The sequence below is a fragment of the Paenalcaligenes sp. DL 309 genome (assembly GCF_057475285.1).
The window spans coordinates 43,392-63,241 of the sequence record NZ_JBYBKW010000004.1; the positions used below are offsets into that span (position 1 = coordinate 43,392).

General features: G+C 47.0%; 20 protein-coding genes. 11 read left to right on the top strand and 9 right to left on the bottom strand.

Going from position 1 to position 19,850, the window contains the following annotated elements:
- Positions 1-100: 100 nt before the first annotated feature.
- The 5 genes from rplU (at position 101) to AC2UZJ_RS06550 (ending at position 4,457) form a co-directional block, all read left to right on the top strand.
- Positions 101-412, top strand: coding sequence for a 50S ribosomal protein L21 (rplU, locus tag AC2UZJ_RS06530; protein WP_486949329.1), 312 nt, complete (start codon positions 101-103; stop codon positions 410-412).
- A gap of 75 nt (positions 413-487) precedes the next feature.
- The gene (gene rpmA / locus AC2UZJ_RS06535; RefSeq protein WP_486949330.1) at positions 488-748 is read left to right on the top strand and encodes a 50S ribosomal protein L27; all 261 of its coding nucleotides are present in this window, start codon (positions 488-490) and stop codon (positions 746-748) included.
- 136 nt (positions 749-884) lie between these two features.
- The gene (gene obgE / locus AC2UZJ_RS06540) at positions 885-2,003 is read left to right on the top strand and encodes a GTPase ObgE (RefSeq protein WP_486949331.1); all 1,119 of its coding nucleotides are present in this window, start codon (positions 885-887) and stop codon (positions 2,001-2,003) included.
- Positions 2,004-2,017: 14 nt separating this feature from the next.
- Positions 2,018-3,193 carry a glutamate 5-kinase gene (proB, locus tag AC2UZJ_RS06545; protein WP_486949332.1) on the top strand — a complete coding sequence of 392 codons (1,176 nt, stop codon included), beginning with the start codon at positions 2,018-2,020 and terminating at the stop codon, positions 3,191-3,193.
- Positions 3,194-3,203: 10 nt separating this feature from the next.
- On the top strand, positions 3,204-4,457 hold the full coding sequence (locus AC2UZJ_RS06550) for a D-amino acid dehydrogenase (protein WP_486949333.1): 1,254 nt from the start codon (positions 3,204-3,206) through the stop codon (positions 4,455-4,457).
- A gap of 86 nt (positions 4,458-4,543) precedes the next feature.
- Here the strand turns inward: AC2UZJ_RS06550 and AC2UZJ_RS06555 are convergent, their stop codons facing one another.
- On the bottom strand, positions 4,544-5,194 hold the full coding sequence (locus tag AC2UZJ_RS06555; RefSeq protein ID WP_486949334.1) for a YiaD family glycine zipper/OmpA-like lipoprotein: 651 nt from the start codon (positions 5,192-5,194) through the stop codon (positions 4,544-4,546).
- Positions 5,195-5,344: 150 nt separating this feature from the next.
- Here AC2UZJ_RS06555 and AC2UZJ_RS06560 point away from each other — a divergent pair, with 150 nt between their 5' ends.
- Genes AC2UZJ_RS06560 through mutY form a run of 3 tightly spaced genes read left to right on the top strand, consistent with a single transcriptional unit; the run spans position 5,345 to position 8,050 of the window.
- Positions 5,345-6,016, top strand: coding sequence for a cell division ATP-binding protein FtsE (locus tag AC2UZJ_RS06560; protein WP_486949335.1), 672 nt, complete (start codon positions 5,345-5,347; stop codon positions 6,014-6,016).
- Entirely contained in the window at positions 6,013-6,948 is a 936-nt protein-coding gene (locus AC2UZJ_RS06565) for a cell division protein FtsX (RefSeq protein ID WP_486949336.1), read from the top strand. Before AC2UZJ_RS06560 ends, AC2UZJ_RS06565 begins: the two co-directional genes overlap by 4 nt.
- Positions 6,949-6,961: 13 nt before the next feature.
- Entirely contained in the window at positions 6,962-8,050 is a 1,089-nt protein-coding gene (gene mutY / locus AC2UZJ_RS06570; RefSeq protein ID WP_486949337.1) for an A/G-specific adenine glycosylase, read from the top strand.
- A gap of 13 nt (positions 8,051-8,063) precedes the next feature.
- On the opposite strand, the gene rodA is transcribed toward mutY, so the two are convergent.
- From rodA to AC2UZJ_RS06595, 5 genes are read right to left on the bottom strand one after another with little or no spacing between them, the layout of a single operon-like run.
- Positions 8,064-9,206: a rod shape-determining protein RodA gene (gene rodA, locus AC2UZJ_RS06575; RefSeq protein ID WP_486949338.1), complete on the bottom strand. Its 1,143-nt coding sequence runs from the start codon at positions 9,204-9,206 to the stop codon at positions 8,064-8,066.
- Positions 9,203-11,131, bottom strand: coding sequence for a penicillin-binding protein 2 (mrdA, locus tag AC2UZJ_RS06580; protein WP_486949339.1), 1,929 nt, complete (start codon positions 11,129-11,131; stop codon positions 9,203-9,205). Before mrdA ends, rodA begins: the two co-directional genes overlap by 4 nt.
- Before the next feature lie 23 nt (positions 11,132-11,154).
- Positions 11,155-11,748, bottom strand: coding sequence for a rod shape-determining protein MreD (mreD, locus tag AC2UZJ_RS06585; RefSeq protein ID WP_486949340.1), 594 nt, complete (start codon positions 11,746-11,748; stop codon positions 11,155-11,157).
- On the bottom strand, positions 11,741-12,622 hold the full coding sequence (mreC, locus tag AC2UZJ_RS06590; RefSeq protein ID WP_486949341.1) for a rod shape-determining protein MreC: 882 nt from the start codon (positions 12,620-12,622) through the stop codon (positions 11,741-11,743). Before mreC ends, mreD begins: the two co-directional genes overlap by 8 nt.
- Before the next feature lie 9 nt (positions 12,623-12,631).
- The gene (locus AC2UZJ_RS06595) at positions 12,632-13,675 is read right to left on the bottom strand and encodes a rod shape-determining protein (protein ID WP_486949342.1); all 1,044 of its coding nucleotides are present in this window, start codon (positions 13,673-13,675) and stop codon (positions 12,632-12,634) included.
- 215 nt (positions 13,676-13,890) lie between these two features.
- On the opposite strand from AC2UZJ_RS06595, the gene gatC reads away from it, so the two are divergent.
- Genes gatC through gatB form a run of 3 tightly spaced genes read left to right on the top strand, consistent with a single transcriptional unit; the run spans position 13,891 to position 17,176 of the window.
- Positions 13,891-14,199, top strand: a complete 309-nt coding sequence (gene gatC, locus AC2UZJ_RS06600; protein ID WP_486949343.1) for an Asp-tRNA(Asn)/Glu-tRNA(Gln) amidotransferase subunit GatC — start codon at positions 13,891-13,893, stop codon at positions 14,197-14,199.
- 11 nt (positions 14,200-14,210) lie between these two features.
- Positions 14,211-15,722, top strand: coding sequence for an Asp-tRNA(Asn)/Glu-tRNA(Gln) amidotransferase subunit GatA (gene gatA / locus AC2UZJ_RS06605; RefSeq protein WP_486949344.1), 1,512 nt, complete (start codon positions 14,211-14,213; stop codon positions 15,720-15,722).
- Positions 15,722-17,176 (top strand): Asp-tRNA(Asn)/Glu-tRNA(Gln) amidotransferase subunit GatB, encoded by a 1,455-nt coding sequence (gatB, locus tag AC2UZJ_RS06610; RefSeq protein ID WP_486949345.1) that lies wholly within the window; start codon positions 15,722-15,724, stop codon positions 17,174-17,176. Before gatA ends, gatB begins: the two co-directional genes overlap by 1 nt.
- A gap of 62 nt (positions 17,177-17,238) precedes the next feature.
- Here the strand turns inward: gatB and AC2UZJ_RS06615 are convergent, their stop codons facing one another.
- The 3 genes from AC2UZJ_RS06615 to AC2UZJ_RS06625 are packed head-to-tail and all read right to left on the bottom strand — an operon-like array spanning position 17,239 to position 19,798.
- Entirely contained in the window at positions 17,239-17,715 is a 477-nt protein-coding gene (locus AC2UZJ_RS06615) for a RidA family protein (protein ID WP_486949346.1), read from the bottom strand.
- A 9-nt stretch (positions 17,716-17,724) separates the two neighbouring features.
- Positions 17,725-18,192, bottom strand: coding sequence for a c-type cytochrome (locus AC2UZJ_RS06620; protein WP_486949347.1), 468 nt, complete (start codon positions 18,190-18,192; stop codon positions 17,725-17,727).
- Positions 18,193-18,205: 13 nt separating this feature from the next.
- Complete coding sequence (locus tag AC2UZJ_RS06625) at positions 18,206-19,798, bottom strand: flavin monoamine oxidase family protein (protein WP_486949348.1); 1,593 nt, start codon at positions 19,796-19,798, stop codon at positions 18,206-18,208.
- Positions 19,799-19,850 lie beyond the last annotated feature (52 nt).

Below are 19,850 nucleotides of genomic sequence, written 5' to 3' on the forward strand. Positions count from 1 at the left end.
GCCCGACATCTACGGGGAGAATTGGTAACAGACGTTGCTTTTTCTGGATGTTTCAATTTATAATCCTAGGCTTAGTCTACTTTTTTAATAGGAATACCCTATGTACGCGGTTATAAAAACCGGCGGCAAACAATATCGTGTTTGCGTCGGCCAAAAATTGAAAATAGAACAGATACCGGCAGACATTGGGCAAGAAATCTCGCTAGACCAGGTTTTATCCGTAGGCGAAGGTGAATCACTGCAAATTGGTGGTCCTTTCGTTGATGGTGCAACGGTTACAGCTACAGTTCTTGCACAAGGCCGTCACGACAAAATTAAAGTTTTTAAGATGCGCCGTCGCAAGGGCTATCGTCGTACCCAAGGTCATCGTCAAAACTACACCGAAATCCGTATTGATGCCGTTAATGCCTAATTGCTAATTAATTCGCATTATTGTTGCATTACACATTACATTTTTCGGGTAATACCTAAATAGGAGTGCATAACCATGGCACAGAAAAAAGGCGGCGGCTCTACGCGAAACGGACGCGACTCACAGGCTAAACGTCTAGGCGTCAAAGTTTACGGTGGTCAGGCTATTTCAGCCGGCGCCATCATTGTTCGTCAACGTGGTACTCAGTTTCATGCTGGTGCTAACGTAGGCATGGGTAAAGACCACACCTTGTATTCTTTGGTAGATGGTCAAGTTAACTTCAGCACCAAAGGCGCCCTCAATAAGCGCACCGTTACAGTAGTTGCTGCTGAGTAATAACGCATAAATAACCCTCGGGTTATACCAAACAAAAACTGCACCCTAGTGGCCGGAAGTCTATTCCGAGGCACAGGTGCAGTTTTTTTATTGGCGATTGCTTTATTAGTTATTTCTATTAAAAAAGAGAACAGATATGAAATTTGTAGACGAAGCCACTATTGAAGTACAAGGCGGTAAAGGGGGCAATGGCTCTGCTAGCTTTAGACGCGAAAAATTTATTCCTAAAGGCGGTCCAGACGGCGGTGATGGGGGGCGCGGTGGTGCCGTTTATGCCATCGCAGACAACAACATCAACACCCTCGTTGATTATCGTTATGCGCGTTTGCACAAAGCCCGTAATGGCGAAAATGGCCGTGGCTCTGATCAATACGGGGCGGCGGCTGATGACATCATTTTACGCATGCCGGTGGGCACGAGCATTTACGATGCGGACACCAACGAGCTGTTATTTGATCTAGACCAACACGGTCAACAAGTCACTCTAGCTGAGGGCGGCAAAGGCGGATTGGGTAATTTACACTTTAAAAGTAGTGTGAATCGCGCGCCGCGCCAATTTACTCCCGGCGAAGAAGGTGGCCAGCGCCGCTTACGTTTGGAGCTTAAGGTATTAGCCGATGTAGGTCTATTAGGCTTACCAAATGCCGGTAAATCCACCTTTATTAGTAAAGTATCTAATGCGCGCCCACGTATTGCTGATTACCCTTTCACCACCCTACACCCCAATTTAGGCGTAGTACGTACTTCCCCCGGTCACAGTTTTGTGATTGCAGACTTACCAGGTTTAATTGAAGGTGCCTCTGAAGGTGCAGGTTTAGGGCATTTATTTTTAAGACATCTTTCTCGTACTCGTCTATTGTTACATATAGTGGATGTAAGCAATTTAGACCCGGAGATCGATACTCTAGATAAAGCAGTAGCGGACGTAGAAACCATCGTGGATGAATTACGTTTATATAGCGCAGATCTTTATGAAAAACCCCGTTGGCTAGTGCTTAATAAACTAGACATGGTGGAAGATGCTGAAGACTTTATAGAGCAATTAGTGATGCGCTTAGATTGGCAAGGCCCCATATTTGGCATTTCTGCCTTAACAGGTGAAGGCACCAAGCCGCTAATCTTAAAAGTGCAAAGCCACCTTGATCAACAACAAGCCAAACTTCAACAAGCCGAAGAAGAAGCCGCGGCAGATTTTGAACCCGATGACCCCCGCTTTAAGTCAAACCGTCAAAACATTGATCTTGATGAGGAATAAGGATTTATTTCCCTATGGCTACAAATAAAAATGACAAAACTAAGACCACCCCTCCCCCCTCTGTAGTGGCAGACTCAGAGCGTATTGTGGTGAAAGTAGGATCCTCTTTGGTCACTAACCAAGGCAAAGGCATAGATCACCATGCGGTTAAGCATTGGTCTGCCCAAATTGCACAACTGCACCAACAAGGCAAACAAGTAGTACTTGTATCTAGTGGCGCCATTGCCGAAGGCATAGTGCGCCTAGGCTGGACACGCCGCCCTACTGCTATGCACGAGTTACAAGCCGCTGCCGCAGTTGGGCAGATGGGTTTAGTACAAGCCTATGAAGTGGCTTTTGCTGAGCATGGTATACGTACCGCACAGATTTTATTAACTCATGAAGACTTAGCCGATCGCACCCGTTACCTAAACGCCCGCAGCACTATCTACACCTTATTAAAACTGGGTGTGGTGCCTATAGTGAATGAGAATGACACCGTCATCACCGATGAAATTCGTCTGGGGGATAACGATACGCTAGGGGCGCTAGTTACAAACCTCATCGAAGCCGAATCCTTGATTATCTTAACGGATCAAATCGGTCTCTTTAGCGCCGACCCGCGTAGTCACCCAGATGCCAAGCTTATTACTCACGCCCAAGCCGGTGACCGCGCCTTAGAAAAAATGGCAGGTGGTGCTGGCAGCAGCGTAGGCACAGGGGGAATGCTCACGAAAATTTTAGCTGCAAAACGCGCCGCCAATAGTGGCGGGCATACCGTGATTGCTTCAGGCCAGGAGCCCAATGTATTACTGCGTTTGGCGGCGGGTGAAGCCATAGGCACCGAGCTACGTGCAAAACTGCCTGTGCAATCGGCGCGCCAACGTTGGCTCTCCAGCCACCTACACGTGAAAGGTCAAGTACGCTTAGACGCCGGTGCTATAGAAGCTCTAACTGCTGGTCACAAAAGCTTATTAGCCATAGGTGTCACAGAGGTATTAGGCCATTTTAATCGGGGTGATCTAGTGGCCTGCATAGATGAAGCTGGCTATGAGTATGGCCGAGGACTCATTAATTATTCTAGTGAAGACACGCAGCGTATACTGGGAGAACCCAGTTATCGTATTGCAGAAATTCTAGGCTCTATGTCTGATGCTGAGCTTATTCACCGCGATAACATGGTGATTATCAACACGCCAACCCAAACCTAAGGAACTTTTGATGAAAGTACTTGTGCTAGGCGCAGGGGTGACTGGAGTAACCAGCGCCTATTATTTAGCCAAACAAGGTCATAGCGTTACGGTTATAGATAAGCTGGGCGCTTCTGCCACCGAAACCAGCTACGCTAATGCAGGGCAAGTTTCTTTTGGCTATGCTTCACCGTGGGCGGCTCCCGGCATCCCCTTGAAAGCCGCAAAATGGCTGTTTGCCGAACACCCCCCTTTTAGTTTTAGTCCTGATGGCACATTATTCCAATTGAAATGGATGTTGCAAATGTGGGCTAACTGCACGGCTGCTAAATACAAAATAAACAAAGAGCGCATGGTGCGTATTTCTAATTACAGCCGTCAGTGCTTAGGTCAATTACGCGCTGATACAGGCATAGATTACGAAGCCCGCCAAAAAGGCACTCTACAGCTTTTTAGAACTCAACAGCAAATGGACGGCTCAGATGCGGATATGCGTATCTTAGAAGAAATGGGGGTGCCCTTTGAGTTACTACAGCGTGATGAACTTTATAAAGCCGAGCCCGCCCTAGAACTAGTAAAAGATAAATTAGCCGGTGGCTTGCAGATCCCTGAAGATGAAACCGGTGACTGTTATATATTCACCACTAAACTTGCAGAAATGGCCAAAGAGCTAGGTGTAGAATTCAAACTCAATGAGTCTATTCAACAAATTCAACGCCATGGTGACACCATCACAGGTGTGATAAGCAACAATCAACTTATTACAGCTGATGCCTATTTAGTGTGCTTGGGCTCTTGGTCTAGACCTTTAATGCGTAACATTGCCTCCATACCGGTTTATCCGCTTAAAGGCTACTCCATCACCGTACCCATAGCCGATGCCGAGTTTGCTCCGCAATCCACCATGCTAGATGAAAGCTATAAAATTGCGATTACGCGTTTTGATGAGCGTATACGTGTGGGTGGGATGGCTGAGGTGGCAGGCTTTGATAAAACGTTAAACCCTAAACGCCAAGACACCCTACTGATGGTGCTTAACGATTTATTTCCTAAAGCCAGCACTGAAACTAAGGATGTTAATTTCTGGACTGGTTTGCGCCCTAAAACACCCGATAGCGTACCTATTATTGGTAAAGGACCTGCTAAGAATTTATATTTAAACACAGGACACGGCACCTTAGGCTGGACGATGAGTGTGGGCAGTGCAAATGTGATTGCTGATATTATTTCAGGTAATGAAACCGCTATACGTAGTGATGATTTGAATTTATCGCGGTATAAATAGGTAGGTCGGGCATGGCCCGACCTCTACGGGGGGATCTTTATGGATGTTACCAATCCTCACCGTTGGTATTGGGCCAGGCCCAATACTTATTTTGGCGCGTAAAGGTATAGTTCCACACGACGGTTCATGGCGCGGCCTTCGGCGGTGTCATTACTGGCTACGGGGTTATTAGGACCACGGCCTTCGGCGCTTAAATAGCTGCTATTCACACCATGTTGGGCGAGATAATTAGTGACGGCTTGTGCACGTTCCACTGATAAGCGCTGGTTTAACTGAGCACCACCGGTACTATCGGTATAACCAATCGCATAAGCACGCAACTCGGGATGCTGCACCAAAGCACGAGCTACACTATCCAAAACGGGATAAAGGTTGGGATTAAGCTGGGATTGGCCTGAAGCAAAAGACACATGGCTAGGGATATTAACGCGTAAAGAGCCATCGGGCATTTCAGTTACGTCTACGCCCAGACCAGTGGCGCCAGACTGCTGCACATCTTCTTTAATACCAGACCAGTTATAACCAGCTACTCCACCCACTAAGGCACCAATACCTGCACCAATCATGGCAGATTTACTGCTATCGCCAATCAAAGCACCTAAACCCGCACCTACGGCAGCACCCGCTCCCGTACCCACGGCAGTGCGACCACCTTGAGTCGTGGGTGCAGCACAACCTGCTAGAATGACAGCCATGCCTAAAGCAGCGGCTGTTTTGGTGAAATTTGTCATTTTCATATTCTTCTCCTGATTTCTACTAGCTAAATTGCTAAATTATTACTTAGTTTTTTTACATCTTAGTTAAAATGTAACCTAAGTTAGCCCTCCAGTCTGTACGTTAATGTTACAAAGCCCATTTACTGCTAGATCTTTTACTATACTTAACCAATGATCGAATTCAAGCACGTTTTTAAATCCTATGGCCGTAGTCAAAATATCTTGGCTGACATTAACTTCCACATTAATGCCGGTGAGTTTGTGTTTGTATCCGGGCCTTCAGGGGCAGGAAAATCCACCTTACTGCGTTTAATAGGAGGCTTAGAAAGCCCCACGCGTGGCGCTGTGCATGTGAAAGGTAACCGGATTGATCAACTGCCAGCCCGAGCCCAGCCTTATATACGGCGCTCTATAGGTCTTATCTTACAGGATGTGCACCTCTTGCATGACCGTACCGCCATACATAATGTCATGTTGCCCCTAGAAGTGGTGGGCGTAGAGCGCACTAGAGCAATAAAACGTGCGCGTGCTGCTATGGAGAAAGTGGGCTTAGCCGGTAAAGAGGAACAATACCCGATTGAAATGTCGGGTGGTGAGCAACAGCGTTTAGCCATTGCACGTGCCATTGTGAATAGACCGGCCATTGTGATTGCTGATGAACCTACTGCTAACTTAGATGCCGAAAGTGCGACCCGTATTATGGATGTTTTTAACGAATTTAACCGTGTGGGCGTGACCACACTTATTGCTTCGCACGATCGCGAGCTCATGGCTAATTATGCGCGCCGTACCTTGTTAATTGAATCAGGCCGCTTTACCGATATGGCAGGAACTCCTCTATGAAAAGCTGGCTGCGTCAACATCAATACGCTTGTAGAGTAGCCCTTATTCGACTACTCACTCAACCCTTCTCTTCACTTACCAATATTATCGTTGTGGCTTTAGCGCTTTGCGTCCCACTTATCAGTTGGACCTTACTCTTAGCAGCACAACCGGTAGTACAGCAAATCCCCATGGCCACTGAAATTACGGTGTATTTGCGCACAGAACTTAGTACCGATGAGAGCAAAGCTATACAGCAGCAATTAGCAAAACGGTATGCTGAACAATTAGAAGGCATAGAGTCTCTTGATAAAAATCAAGCTATCAAGGCCTTAAAACAAGATCCTACATGGGCCGATGCGCTCAGTGCTTTACCTTCCAACCCCCTACCCGATGCGCTTATTTTAAAGCTCAAAAATGGTAATGAACAAAGCCAGCAGGCGGCAATCTTAGCTAATGATATTCAAACTATGGCTGAGGTGGATAGGGTGCAATTAGATCGTGAATGGTTACAGCGTTTAGATGCATTACTTAAGTTTGGGCAAGTGGCTCTCCTTTTATTGAGTTTAACGATAGGAATTATTGTGGTGGCCACGGTGTTTAATACAATTCGTTTGCAGGCACTTAACCAACGTCAGGAAATCGCAGTAGCCCGTTTAGTAGGTGCTACGGAGAGCTTTGTGCGTCGGCCTTTTTTATATGTGGGGGCCATTAGTGGGGGTATTTCATGTTTAGTGGCAGCACTTTTAAGCTTATTAATATTGACACCCTTAAATACCGCATTGAATAAGCTGGCTATTAGTTACGATACACAACTCACCTTACACCTTCCTCCTACAATGGATCTATTGGTGGCTATGCTGTTTATTATGGTGATTTCAGCGCTGGCAGCGCGGTGGTCGGTAACGAGGTATCGCGGCCATGGGCCGCTTCCCACTGAAGGAGTCGGTTAAGGTGGGGAGAGATGTGAAAGGAATTAGTAATTTTGCGCAGCGGGTGGTGGAATGGCAGCAGGTGCAGGGGCGACATCATTTGCCGTGGCAAAACACCCAAGATCCGTATAGGATTTGGCTGTCAGAAATTATGCTGCAGCAAACGCAGGTGGCTACGGTATTGGGCTATTACCAGCGTTTTTTAGAACGTTTTCCTACAGTAACCGTCTTGGCAGTCGCCAGCCAAGATGAAGTGATGCCCTATTGGGCGGGCTTGGGCTATTACGCTAGAGCCAGAAATTTACATAAATGTGCTCAAACTATTCAACAGCAATATGACGGGGAGTTTCCGCGCAGCAGCACTTTATTAGCTGAATTACCCGGCATAGGCCCTTCTACAGCCGCCGCCATTGCGGCCTTTGCTTATGGCGAGCGGGCGCCCATTATGGATGGTAATGTAAAGCGCGTGTTTTGTAGGTACTTTGGGATTTATGGTCTCACGCATTTACGTGTCACCGAAAAACAACTATGGGATCTGGCACATGAAGCCTTAAAAGCAGCCCCTTCAGATTTAAATATGGCAGCTTACACACAAGGACAAATGGATTTAGGCGCGCAAGTCTGTACCCGGGGCCAGCCCAATTGTGCGGCTTGCCCGCTACAAAAAGGTTGCTATGCCTTTAGCCATCAAGCTCAAACTGAACTGCCTACGCCTAAACCGCGAAAAAGCACACCCGAGCGCAGCTGCCATATGTTAATTTTACAACAAGGCCATCAGGTGCTGGTACAACAGCGGCCTGATAGCGGCATTTGGGGTGGGTTATTAAGCTTGCCACAATTTGAAAACCAAGCACAGCTACACCAGTTTTTACAACAACAAGGCTTAAAACCTTTGGATTCAGCGCAAAAAATGGCAGAGCTTAGCCATGTTTTCAGTCACTTTAAGCTGCATATTACGCCGTGGTGGCTACAACAAACCACAAGCGATCTGCGCGAACCTCCCTCATCTTATGCCACACAGACCTCTCAACAATGGCTAGCTTTAGCAGACATTCATCAAGCGGCCTTACCCGCACCGGTATTAAAGCTACTACAAGGCATTAATAGTAATGCGGGTTATTGAATCATTATTGATGTTATTCGCTTTTAGCAGGTCTATAGCGGCTAATACCCATCAACATGCCACAAGCCACCCCTAAGGTTAATAACGCCGTCCCCCCATAGCTCATAAAGGGCAAAGGCACTCCCACCACGGGCAGTACGCCCGTAACCATACCCACATTTACCAACACATAAGTAAAGAGCATCATAGACATAGCACCAGCCACTAAACGGCTGTATTGAGTACGTGCATACAAGGTGATGGCTAAACCACGGAAGATAATTAGCCCATATAGCACTAACAACATAATGCCGCCGTAGAGCCCAAACTCTTCAGAAAACACAGCAAAAATGAAGTCTGTAGTGCGCTCAGGAATGAAATCAAGACGGGACTGGGTGCCCAACATATAGCCCTTACCGTAAACGCCCCCTGAACCTACAGCAATCATGGATTGAATAGTGTGAAAACCTTTGCCTAACGGATCTATGCCAGGATTCAATAAAGTACAAACACGATGTTTTTGATAATCCCGCAGCACTACCCAATCAAAATCCGGAGCGCACAATATATCTTCGTAATACAGCACCACCCCTAACCCTATGATGAGCGCCAAAGCCGCAGGTATCAGTAGCTTGAACGACAAACCTGCAAAGTACATCACAAAAAAACCGGCCATCAGCACCAGCAGCCCAGTGCCTAAATCGGGCTGTCGTACAATCAAAACAAAAGGAATGGCTAATAAAACAATAGCAATAAAAAAGTCAATAAAACGTAGGTCAGTATTTTGACGCCGGTGAAAATACCACGCCAACATAATAGGTACCGTAATTTTCAGCATCTCAGAGGGCTGTATGCGGGTAAAACCCAAATTCAACCAACGCGTAGCCCCTTTGCTCGTTTCACCTATTAACTCCACACCTAACAGCAATATTAACGCCACTATATAGACATACGGGGCGGCTCGCATAATCCAAGGTGGCGGTATGATGGCCACTGCCCACATCACAAAAAAGGCCACTAAAAAGTGTTTGGACTGTTCGGCAAAACGCCAATCGGTGCCGCCCACCGCAGAATGCATCACCGTTAATCCTAATATTGCCATGAGCGCTAATAAGATTAAAAGTGGTAGATCTAGGGAGTAAAACGCGCGTAGTATGCCGTGCCAAATGCGTTTCATAAGCTGGCCTGCTCAAACACGACTTGCTCTTCTAGTTCTACGTTCACATCAACAGCTTCTCTTTTTTTAGGTAGATGACCTTTATCTATAAGCCAATAATCAAAGATTTTACGGGCGATGGGAGCGGCTACTGTGGCACCCCACCCCCCATTTTCTACAATTAGCGCTATGGCAATTTGTGGCTGTTCAGCCGGCGCATAAGACATAAATAAGGCATGATCACGCAGGCGCTCATCGATAGCGCTAGCGTTATATTTGGCGCCACGTAAACTAAATACTTGCGCCGTACCGGTTTTACCGGCGGCTTGATAGGTTGCATCGCTAAAAGCGCGCCGTGCTGTACCGCTACGGGTCACATCAACCAAGGCATTCTTCACCACATCTATATGCTCTTTTTTTAGAGGGATAATATGCGAGGGCTCTGTCACCGTGGGCTGCTCTTCGGCGGTAATGGAATTAACGATATTACGCACTAAGTGCGGTTTCATATAAATCCCGTCATTAGCCAGCACAGAGGTGGCTTGAGCTAATTGCAATAAAGTAAAGGAATTATAGCCTTGGCCCACCATCACTGAAACGGTTTCACCTGCATACCAACGCTGTTGCTCTGCGGTTTTATACGCCTGACGTTTCCATTCACGTGATGGCAAAATGCCTTTACGTTCACCGTCTAGATCAATGCCCGTTAGCTGACCAAAACCAAATTGTTTACTGAAGTCATGTAGACCATCCACCCCAATCTCTAAGGCTAAAGAATAAAAATAAGTATCAGAAGACACCACTAAGGCACGGTGCATATCGGTCATGCCATACACGGCACCGCCTGCATTTCTAAAACGTTGATTGCCCAGCTCATAATAACCAGGATCGTATAAGCGCTCTTTGGCTTGACGCTTACCTAAGTCTAAAGCGGCTAAGGCTACAAAAGGCTTATAGGTGGAACCTATGGGGTAAGTGCCAAATAATGGCCTATTAATAAGAGGGTGATCAGGGGACTCGTTAAGCTTGCGCCAACTCTCTACATCAATACCATCAATGAATAAATTAGGATCAAAAGACGGCGCAGATACAAAAGCCAACACTTCACCTGTAGCAGGCTCTATAGCCACTAAAGCACCGCGTTTACCTTCAAACTGTGCTTCCGCGAATTTTTGTAAACCTATGTCTATAGAAAGTCGTAAATCTGCTCCAGGGATGGGATCTATACGACTCAGCACCCGTACAGGCCGCCCTCTGGCTGTGACTTCAACCTCTTCCACACCCGTTTGACCGTGCAACACCTCTTCCCAAGTTTTTTCTATGCCTTTTTTACCAATAATATGGGTGCCACGGTAATTTCCCATGCGACCTTGCTCCTCAAGCTGCTCTTCATCTGCTTGAGATATACGCCCTACGTAGCCAATGACATGAGCGGCAGATTCACCCTGAGGGTATTCACGCACCCAGCGGGCCTGCAACTCTACTCCGGGAAACTTAAAAGAATGGGCAGCAAACCAAGAGGCTTCCACCTCATTGAGATTATTTCGTAATAACGTCTGGGCATAGCGGCTACTTTGCCCTAAGGCTTGTTTAAAACGTTGTCTATCACGCGATGAAATATAAACCAGACTGGCGAGCTCATCGAGCATCTCTTCCATATCGCCTTCTACATCCGCGGGCACCACCATTAATGTGTAATCCCGGTAATTACGTGCTAACACCACCCCAGTCCGATCTGTGACCTCACCACGGCGCGGTGGAATGGGCACCACCGCAATACGGTTTTGATCTGCTCTGGCGGCAAAGCCTTCATAACGCACCACCTGCAAATACCACAAACGCCCAATCAACGCACTTAACAATAAAACCACCACTATGCCCGCTACCGTAGCGCGCACTAAGGTGCGTTTACGTAATAGCTGTGAGGTTTTCTTAAACTCAAACATAATGCGAGGCTAGTGAAAAATAATTAAGGGGTGTTTTCTTCTGCTTCATCCCGAAGCCGATGCGGCAATAACAGTAAAAAATCCACAATAGGCCATAAAGCCGCCATAAGCGCTGCTGACCATAGCCACGCCCAACCCGCCCACTCTCCTGCAAACCAGGCGTGTATAAAGCGTGAAACCGCTAAGGCCAGTACCCAAATGGGGAGTAAGTGAATTAGTTGTACCAAGGCGCTAAACATCAAAAGCCGGCGCTGCAATAATCCCACGCCATAAATAGCGAGCACATAACTCAAGGCGTGCTCACCCAGTAAAGCACCACCATGTACGTCTAGCGTTAGACCTAACAAAAATCCTGCCAGCATATTGACGCGATGCGGTTCGTGCAAAGTCCAAAAACATAACACCAATAGCAACAAATCTGGCGCCATAGGCCATAAGCGCCAGGGCAGCAGAGACAGAATCCACATTAAAAATACTGAACCCCAAACCATCCATGCACTGGATGCCGGTTTGAAAGGAGAGCTATCAATGGGCTGCAAAGAGCTAAGCGGACGGTTGTGAAAGCTGCGCTCGTCTTTAGGTTTAGATGAATGCTGACGGTACGGTGACTTACTCATTGAGCCATTCTACTTCCTGTTTTTGTCTCTGTGGTTCCTCTTGGTCTATTAGTAAGACCAAGAAATGCCTATAACGTTCCGGATGGGATAAAGGCTGCCCTATTGCCACTGCAAAGCCCGTAGCAGGATCAAAATCAATGCTTTCTACTTGAGCTACCGGTAACCCGGCTGGAAATAAGCCCCCTATACCACTGGTGACTAAGGTATCGCCGACTTCTAGATCCACTTCATTGGTTAAATAACGGGCCTCTACCTTAGAGGCCGCATTACCGCCAAAAGCCACTAAACGTAAGCCATTACGTAATACTTGTACAGGTATGGAAACCTTGTCATCGGTGATGAGAGCTGCTTCGGCGGTATTAGAAGTGACGCGTACAATTTGGCCCACCACACCGCCTTCATCAATAACTGGCATGCCGGCTAAAATACCGTGTTTTGCGCCTTTATTTAGTACTAATCGCCTATTAAACGCATTTGGAGGCTCATAAAAAACCTCTACAGCTACCGCAGGTTGGGTCACGGTGTCTGCCACTTGTAATAAGCGACGTAACTGTTCATTTTCAGCGGCCAGCTGAGCAGCATGCGTGGTGATTTGTGCTAATTCAATGCGTTGACGCTGCAAGGCTTCTTTTTCACTATGCACCAAAGCGGTGGCATTAAGCCACGTATCCACATACTGTGCCATATCAGCAGGTGCCATGGCCACACGTTGAAACGGATAAATAGCCGTCGCGATGGCTTGGCGCGCCGGCTCAAGTACGGGCCAGCGAGCATCAGTAATTAACAGCACTACCGATAACAAAACGAAAACAGCTAAGCGAACTTCTGCGGCGGGACCGCGTCTAAATAGCCGAATAGAACGTTGTTCTTGCATGAGACGGGCTTAGTCGTAAATAAATACGGCTCCCAGCTTCTCTAAGTGCTCTAGGGCCTCACCACAACCACGCACCACACAAGACAGTGGATCTTCAGCCACAATTACTGGCAAACCGGTTTCTTCTTGCAGCAATCGATCTAAATCATGCACTAAGGCACCACCACCGGTAAGAGCAATCCCCTTTTCGGTAATGTCTGCTCCTAACTCGGGAGGCGTTTGCTCTAAACCCGTTTTAACGGCAGATACAATTTGATTGAGTGGATCGGTAAGTGATTCCAGAATTTCATTGGAGGAAACGGTAAAGCTACGGGGTACGCCTTCAGATAAATTACGCCCTTTAACTTCAATTTCACGCACTTCAGTACCGGGAAAGGCGGAGCCAATTTCTTTTTTAATGCGCTCAGCTGTAGGTTCACCAATAAGCATACCGTAATTACGACGAATGTAATTAATAATGGCTTCGTCGAATTTATCACCACCTACCCGTACCGAGCCTTTATAAACCATTCCCCCTAAGGAGATAACAGCCACCTCAGTGGTACCACCACCAATATCAACTACCATAGAGCCACTGGCATCAGAAACGGCTAAGCCTGCACCTATGGCTGCTGCCATCGGCTCTTCGATCAGGTAAACTTGGCTAGCACCAGCGCCCAGTGCTGATTCACGAATAGCACGGCGCTCCACCTGAGTGGAGCCACATGGCACACACACTATAATACGAGGGCTAGGCGCAAACATACTGCGCGGATGCACCATACGTATGAATTGTTTGAGCATTTGCTCCGTGACGGTGAAATCAGCAATCACACCATCTTTCATGGGGCGAATGGCTTCGATATTACCCGGTACCCGCCCCAACATTTGTTTGGCTTCATGACCAACTGCTTGAATAATTTTTTTGCCGTTAGGGCCGCCATCGTGGCGAATGGCTACAACAGATGGCTCGTCCAGTACAATACCTTTACCCCGTACATATATGAGGGTGTTAGCCGTACCTAGATCTATAGCCATGTCGCTTGAGAAATAACTGCGTAGGAATCCGAACATGGGTGCGCAATGTAGATAAAAATGGGTATAAATGAAGAGGTGTAGGTTCTAATAAAAACCTGACAACGAAACGATCAATGATAACTTATAATTAAGCTCAATTCAGACTGAATTACGGTCTAAACCTTAACTAGGCTGTATTTTGAACTAAAATCGCCCCAAAATGGGAGCAACGCACCAATTTTTTAATTTTAATACTGACACTGGGACTTTTTATGGCAATTACACAGCAGGATGTAGCACATATTGCACATCTAGCACACATAGCACTTACCCCCGAGCAAACCGCTGCAGCGGCACAAGATTTCGGCCAAATTATTGAACTCTTTGCACAGTTACAAAGCGTAGATACCAGTGGCATAGAACCCTTAGTGCAGCCCTTAGCGGCTAGACAAGAAATGAGTCTACGCCTACGCAACGACGAGCCTGCCCCCACTAATACGACTGAAGAGCGTGCTGCGCTCATGAGCAACGCCCCCGCCCAAAGTGAAGGGCTGTTTTTGGTTCCCACGGTTATAGAGTAAGTCCAATAATTATGTCTTTATTTAACGAATTTCCTGATCTAAACGCATTAAGTCATGCCTTACGTGAGGGTAAAATAAGCGCTAGAGAGCTAGCTCAAGATGCGCTTCGCCGCACTGCACAAAACAACCTCAATACCTTTACGCATATAGAGGCCGATTTAACTTTAGCCCAAGCGGATGCCGCAGATGCTTTATTAAAAAATGGCACTGCTACTACTTTAACCGGTATTCCCATTGCTCACAAAGACGTATTTGTGACCAAAGGTTGGCGCACCACCGCCGGCAGTAAAATGCTGGAAAATTACATTAGCCCTTTTGATGCCACCGTGGTGGCCAAATTGCAGCAAGCAGGCGCCGTCTCTTTAGGTAAACTCAATTGTGATGAGTTTGCCATGGGCTCAGATAGCACCACCTCCTACTTTGGCGCTATACAAAACCCTTGGGATACCACGCGCACTCCTGGCGGTTCGTCGGGTGGTTCAGCCGCCGCCGTAGCCGCTGGCTTTGTGATGGCAGCCACGGGTTCTGATACGGGCGGCTCTATACGCCAACCCGCCTCCCATTGTGGTTTAACCGGCTTAAAACCCACTTATGGCACCATCTCTCGCTTTGGTATGATTGCTTATGCTTCCAGCATGGATCAAGCAGGCCCTATAGCGCGTAGCGCCCGGGACGTATTAGCGGTATTGAACCATATGGTGGGCTTTGATGAAAACGATCCTACCAGCCTAGAAAAATGTGGCGCTAACTCCAATAATGCTGAACGTATAAACCAACAGTTCGCTGAGCTGAACACACATTTTGACCATCAAGCCGAACAACCGCTTAAAGGTTTACGCATTGGAGTGCCAGAAGAATACTTCACCGATAATTTATCCGCTGAAAGTACTGCAGCCATTGAAGAAGCCTTAAAGCTCTATGAATCTTTAGGGGCTACGCGTGTAGATATCTCTCTGCCTTTAACGCAACAATCGGTAGCCACCTATTATGTAATTACCCCCGCTGAAGCTTCAAGTAACCTTTCACGTTTTGATGGTGTGCGCTTTGGTCACCGTGCGGCTGAATATACCGACGTAGAAAGCATGATTAGCAATACGCGTGCCGAAGCCTTTGGTACAGAAGTGATACGCCGTATATTAACCGGCACCTATGTGCTGTGTGAAGGCTACTACGATGCGTACTACTTGCAAGCACAACGCGTACGCCGTCTGATTGCCAATGATTTTCAAGCGGCTTTTGAGCAGTGTGATCTGATTATAGGCCCCGTAGCACCTCGCTCAGCCCCACGCTTAGACCGCAAAGACGCTGACCCCACCGCTGACTGGCGTAATGATGTGTATACCTTAGGCGCAAACTTAGCCGGATTACCCGCTATGTCTGTACCTTGCGGCTTTGGTCTGAACAACATGCCTGTAGGCTTACAGCTCATTGGTAATCACTTTAACGAAGGTCAGCTGCTTGCCATTGCCGACCGTTTTCAACAGCACAGCGACTGGCACCAACGTTTAGCAGGAACAAAATAATGGAATGGGAAATTGTGATTGGGCTAGAAACACACGCCCAGCTATCAACCAAATCGAAAATCTTTTCTAACAGCAATACCGCTTACGGTGCTGAGCCAAATACGCAAGCCTCCGCCATTGATATGGCGTTGCCCGGCACTCTGCCTTTATTTAACAAGGCTGCCGCAGACAAAGCCATTTGCTTTGGTTTGGCAGTAGGAGCAGAAATTACACCGCGCTCCGTGTTTGCGCGTAAAAACTATTTTTACCCTGATTCGCCTAAAAACTACCAAACCAGTCAATTTGATTTACCGGTGGTAGTGGGTGGCAGTATTTCATTTATGGTGGGCGATACCGAGCACACCGTGAATTTAACCCGCGCCCATTTAGAAGAAGATGCCGGAAAATCCTTGCATGAGAACTTCACCGGCCCCCATGGTGAGTCGTCTACCGGTATTGATCTAAACCGTGCTGGTACGCCACTTTTAGAAATTGTGTCTGAGCCCGAAATGCACTCAGCGGCCGAAGCCGTAGGCTATGCGCGTGCCATGCATTCTTTAGTGATGTGGCTAGGTGTGTGTGATGGCAACATGCAAGAGGGTTCTTTCCGTTGTGACGCTAACGTTTCTGTACGCCCTAAAGGCCAAGTCGAGCTGGGTACACGCTGTGAGCTAAAAAACATCAACTCTTTCCGTTTTTTAGAACGTGCCATTAATTATGAAGTACGCAGGCAAATTGAGCTCATCGAAGACGGCGGTAAAGTCGTGCAAGAAACTCGTCTTTATGACTCCGATCTAGATGAAACTCGCAGCATGCGTACCAAAGAAGATGCGGATGATTATCGCTATTTCTCCGATCCGGATCAGGCACCTTTGGCTATTAGCTCAGAGTGGATTGAGCGCGTGAAAGCCACTATGCCTGAGTTACCCGCACAAAAGCGCGCCCGCTTTGAAAGCGAGTTGGATCTAAGTGCGTATGATGCCAATCAGCTCACCACCTCACGCGAAATAGCGGACTACTTTGAGCAAACCTACTCAGCTCTCAATAATGGGCATGCTAAGCTAGCAGCCAACTGGATTATTACAGACTTAGCCTCCGTATTAAACCGGGATGATTTAACGATTGCTGAGTCAAAAATCAGCGCTCAGCAGCTGGCTAAACTGATTAGCCGTATTGCTGACAACACCATTTCTAACAAAATGGCCCGCGAGGTATTTGCCGCCATGTGGGAGGGGGAAGAAAATAGCGATGCCGATGCCATTATTGAAAAGCGCGGCTTAAAGCAAATTAGCGATAGTGGCGCTATTGAAGCCATGGTAGATGAAGTGATTACTGCTAATCCAGATATTGTGGAGCAATACCGCGCTGGCCGCGACCGCGCCTTTAACTCCCTCGTAGGCCAAGTCATGAAGGCCGCACGAGGTAAAGCCAATCCAAAACAAGTGTCGGATATTTTGAAAGAAAAGCTGGGTTAAATGTCCCTCAAGGCATGTAGCTGCCATCACATCAACTAATGATGGCAGCTAACTAAAGCTGATTACTTGGACGCCGCCACCACTTCAATCTCCACTAGCCACTCAGGCATAACCAAACCCGCTACCTGCATCGCAGAGCGGGCGGGTAGATTAGGCTGTGTCTCAGTACCAAAAAACTGAGTATAGCCTTTCATAAAGCCGTCAAAATCCATTTTGTTATCTTTATTGGGGTCTGCTACCAAGTAAACCTGCATCTTGACGACATCTCCCATGGTTAAACCCATGGATTTTAGATTCTTCTCAATGTTTTGTAACACATTCACTGTTTGGGCTTCGGTATCACCATACTGCCCGGCTTCATTTTTACTAGGAACCGTGCCGCTAAGATAATGCAGCTTTGTGTTAGCGGGCAGAGTTACCGAGGTGGCTATAGGAAAATCATTAGCGGCTGGCACACGTTGAATCTCATCAGCTTGTAGCGTAAAAGCCATAAAAGTGCCCGCTACTACAGCGGCCACTTTCAAGGGTAATTGATTCATTTTCACTCCTTAATCTAAAGTACCGTAATCGGCATCCGGTTTACGCATTTCAGCCACTTCTGCAGCGGAAAAGGCCGGTTCAAACTCATTACCGAAATGGGTACGTATGTAATTGACTATAGCGGCTACTTGATTATCATTAAAGTAATTCCCAAAACCGGGCATACCCTTTTGTCCATACAACACAACATAAGCGGGATAGCCGCCAGCCGCTAAGCTAGGATTGTTTTCAAAGGCAGGAAACCTTGCTGTAGCACCTTGAGCGCCTTTGCCTTCTGCCATATGGCAACTAATACATATCGTTTCGTAAATCTCTTTTCCGGTTTGGGCTTCTATGCCCGTTGGCGCCTCTAGGCCTGCTGAGACGCTATTCATTGCCGCACTGTCATTAGTACTGTCATTGGCACTGTCGGCAAAACTAAAAGCTGAAAACACAGAAAGAGCCGTAGCAACAACGTAAATGAATGATTTTTTCATGATGCGCTCCTTTTTATTTAGCTAACGCTTTTTCGTGAATCTGTTCAATAGCAGCTAAACCGGATAACAAAGAGCCTTCCATCCAAGCCGGAATATAAGAGGCGTGCTCACCCGCCAACACAATGCGACCATCCATACGGCATAAGTTATCGTAATGTTCTTCTCGTTTTTGATCAGTCCACACCCCAAAGCACCCTAAGGTCCAGGGCACGCGACTCCAAGCCATCGTCATGCTGCTTTCAGCCTCCTCTTTAATTTGAGGATGAATTTGCGCACTATACTCCAAGGCTTTTGCAATACGTTCTTCAGGGGGCAAGGCGGTAAAGTTGAGCGAATCCACCCCAAACAAATAACCATTTAGCAATATGCCCTTACCGGAGCTAAACAGGTTGTCACTAGGATAGGAGATTTGCGTGATGGGTAAATCCGTGTAACTAATTCCGCCGTAAATATGGTCATCTTCTTCCCAGAAGCGGCGTTTGTATTGTGTACCTACTTTTACTGCTGGCGCATAAGGAATAGCATTAATGGCATTTTGCATTTTGCTATCTACATTAATGGGGATCTGACTCAATATAGATAAAGGTAAGGTACACACGCACCAGTCTGCACTTGCTGTATGTATCTCATCACCGCCATCACGATCTTTATAGCTTACCGTTACGCCATTATCATCTTGTTTTATTTCTACTACCTGAGCATTGAGCTGAATAAGATCTTCTAACTCATGGTGAAAAGCTTCGCTAATTTTACCCATACCTCCTACGGGCTGGAACATGGTGTTTTGGAACTCTTCTAGAAAGTGCACCTCCATATTGGCCCAGATATTAGAATTAATCAGCTCTTTGAAATTAATGGGATCGGAGGGTTCGGGGCGGCCGTTTAAGCCGCCGCCTGGAGATTTGGCATAACCTCGTCGTGCACTAGATTGCAAACCTTTAACGTACTTGTATTCATTATCTAAGGCGCCATGACTTTTCAAAGCGGCTAATAACATTTCTTTATCTTCGTCTGTTACTGGCATATCGAGCTGATTAGCATTCACTGCTTTGGCTAATAATTCACTGACGCCCCCACGAAAATCAGAGATCACATCTCTGTAGCGCTGCGGCTTACCACCGAAAGCGTTTTTTACATGCAAATAACTGTTGAAGTTCAGCTCTATAAACGGCTCTAGCTTCACATTAAGCCGCTTACAATAATCTAAAACCGCGTGATGGTGATACGGAATGCGCCAAGGCCCAGGGTTAAAGTAAAGCCCCTTATCAAATTTAGCTACTTGTTTAGTGCCACCTAACTCGGTGTATTCGGTGCCGTCGTACCACGTCCAAGCCCGGCCACCGGCTCGGTCTTGATACTCAAGCACTTTAACCTTATAGCCGGCGTCTCGTAACTCTAAAGCGGCCACCATACCCGCTAAACCCGCTCCTAATATAACAACTGAAGAGCCCTCCTTAGGCGTGCCTTGCAGCTTTACCGCTCCTCTGTAGGGGGATTCTGCTGCATAACCTAAGCTTGTCATTGACTGATACATCACCGAAGCGCCAGCTGCATAACCAATCATGGATAAGAGCTGGCGTCTAGTCATAGGTAGACCTTTTTTCATATTGTCACCTCGCGTTGTAATATTTCGTTTTGACTTAAATCCACCTTACTAC

Bases quoted from the DNA above. Each gene is read 5' to 3' on its own strand.
- rplU (WP_486949329.1), top strand. From the start codon at position 101: ATGTACGCGGTTATAAAAACCGGCGGCAAACAATATCGTGTTTGCGTC.
- rpmA (WP_486949330.1), top strand. From the start codon at position 488: ATGGCACAGAAAAAAGGCGGCGGCTCTACGCGAAACGGACGCGACTCA.
- obgE (WP_486949331.1), top strand. From the start codon at position 885: ATGAAATTTGTAGACGAAGCCACTATTGAAGTACAAGGCGGTAAAGGG.
- proB (WP_486949332.1), top strand. From the start codon at position 2,018: ATGGCTACAAATAAAAATGACAAAACTAAGACCACCCCTCCCCCCTCT.
- AC2UZJ_RS06550 (WP_486949333.1), top strand. From the start codon at position 3,204: ATGAAAGTACTTGTGCTAGGCGCAGGGGTGACTGGAGTAACCAGCGCC.
- AC2UZJ_RS06555 (WP_486949334.1), bottom strand. From the start codon at position 5,194: ATGAAAATGACAAATTTCACCAAAACAGCCGCTGCTTTAGGCATGGCT.
- AC2UZJ_RS06560 (WP_486949335.1), top strand. From the start codon at position 5,345: ATGATCGAATTCAAGCACGTTTTTAAATCCTATGGCCGTAGTCAAAAT.
- AC2UZJ_RS06565 (WP_486949336.1), top strand. From the start codon at position 6,013: ATGAAAAGCTGGCTGCGTCAACATCAATACGCTTGTAGAGTAGCCCTT.
- rodA (WP_486949338.1), bottom strand. From the start codon at position 9,206: ATGAAACGCATTTGGCACGGCATACTACGCGCGTTTTACTCCCTAGAT.
- mrdA (WP_486949339.1), bottom strand. From the start codon at position 11,131: ATGTTTGAGTTTAAGAAAACCTCACAGCTATTACGTAAACGCACCTTA.
- mreD (WP_486949340.1), bottom strand. From the start codon at position 11,748: ATGAGTAAGTCACCGTACCGTCAGCATTCATCTAAACCTAAAGACGAG.
- mreC (WP_486949341.1), bottom strand. From the start codon at position 12,622: ATGCAAGAACAACGTTCTATTCGGCTATTTAGACGCGGTCCCGCCGCA.
- AC2UZJ_RS06595 (WP_486949342.1), bottom strand. From the start codon at position 13,675: ATGTTCGGATTCCTACGCAGTTATTTCTCAAGCGACATGGCTATAGAT.
- gatC (WP_486949343.1), top strand. From the start codon at position 13,891: ATGGCAATTACACAGCAGGATGTAGCACATATTGCACATCTAGCACAC.
- gatA (WP_486949344.1), top strand. From the start codon at position 14,211: ATGTCTTTATTTAACGAATTTCCTGATCTAAACGCATTAAGTCATGCC.
- gatB (WP_486949345.1), top strand. From the start codon at position 15,722: ATGGAATGGGAAATTGTGATTGGGCTAGAAACACACGCCCAGCTATCA.
- AC2UZJ_RS06615 (WP_486949346.1), bottom strand. From the start codon at position 17,715: ATGAATCAATTACCCTTGAAAGTGGCCGCTGTAGTAGCGGGCACTTTT.
- AC2UZJ_RS06620 (WP_486949347.1), bottom strand. From the start codon at position 18,192: ATGAAAAAATCATTCATTTACGTTGTTGCTACGGCTCTTTCTGTGTTT.
- AC2UZJ_RS06625 (WP_486949348.1), bottom strand. From the start codon at position 19,798: ATGAAAAAAGGTCTACCTATGACTAGACGCCAGCTCTTATCCATGATT.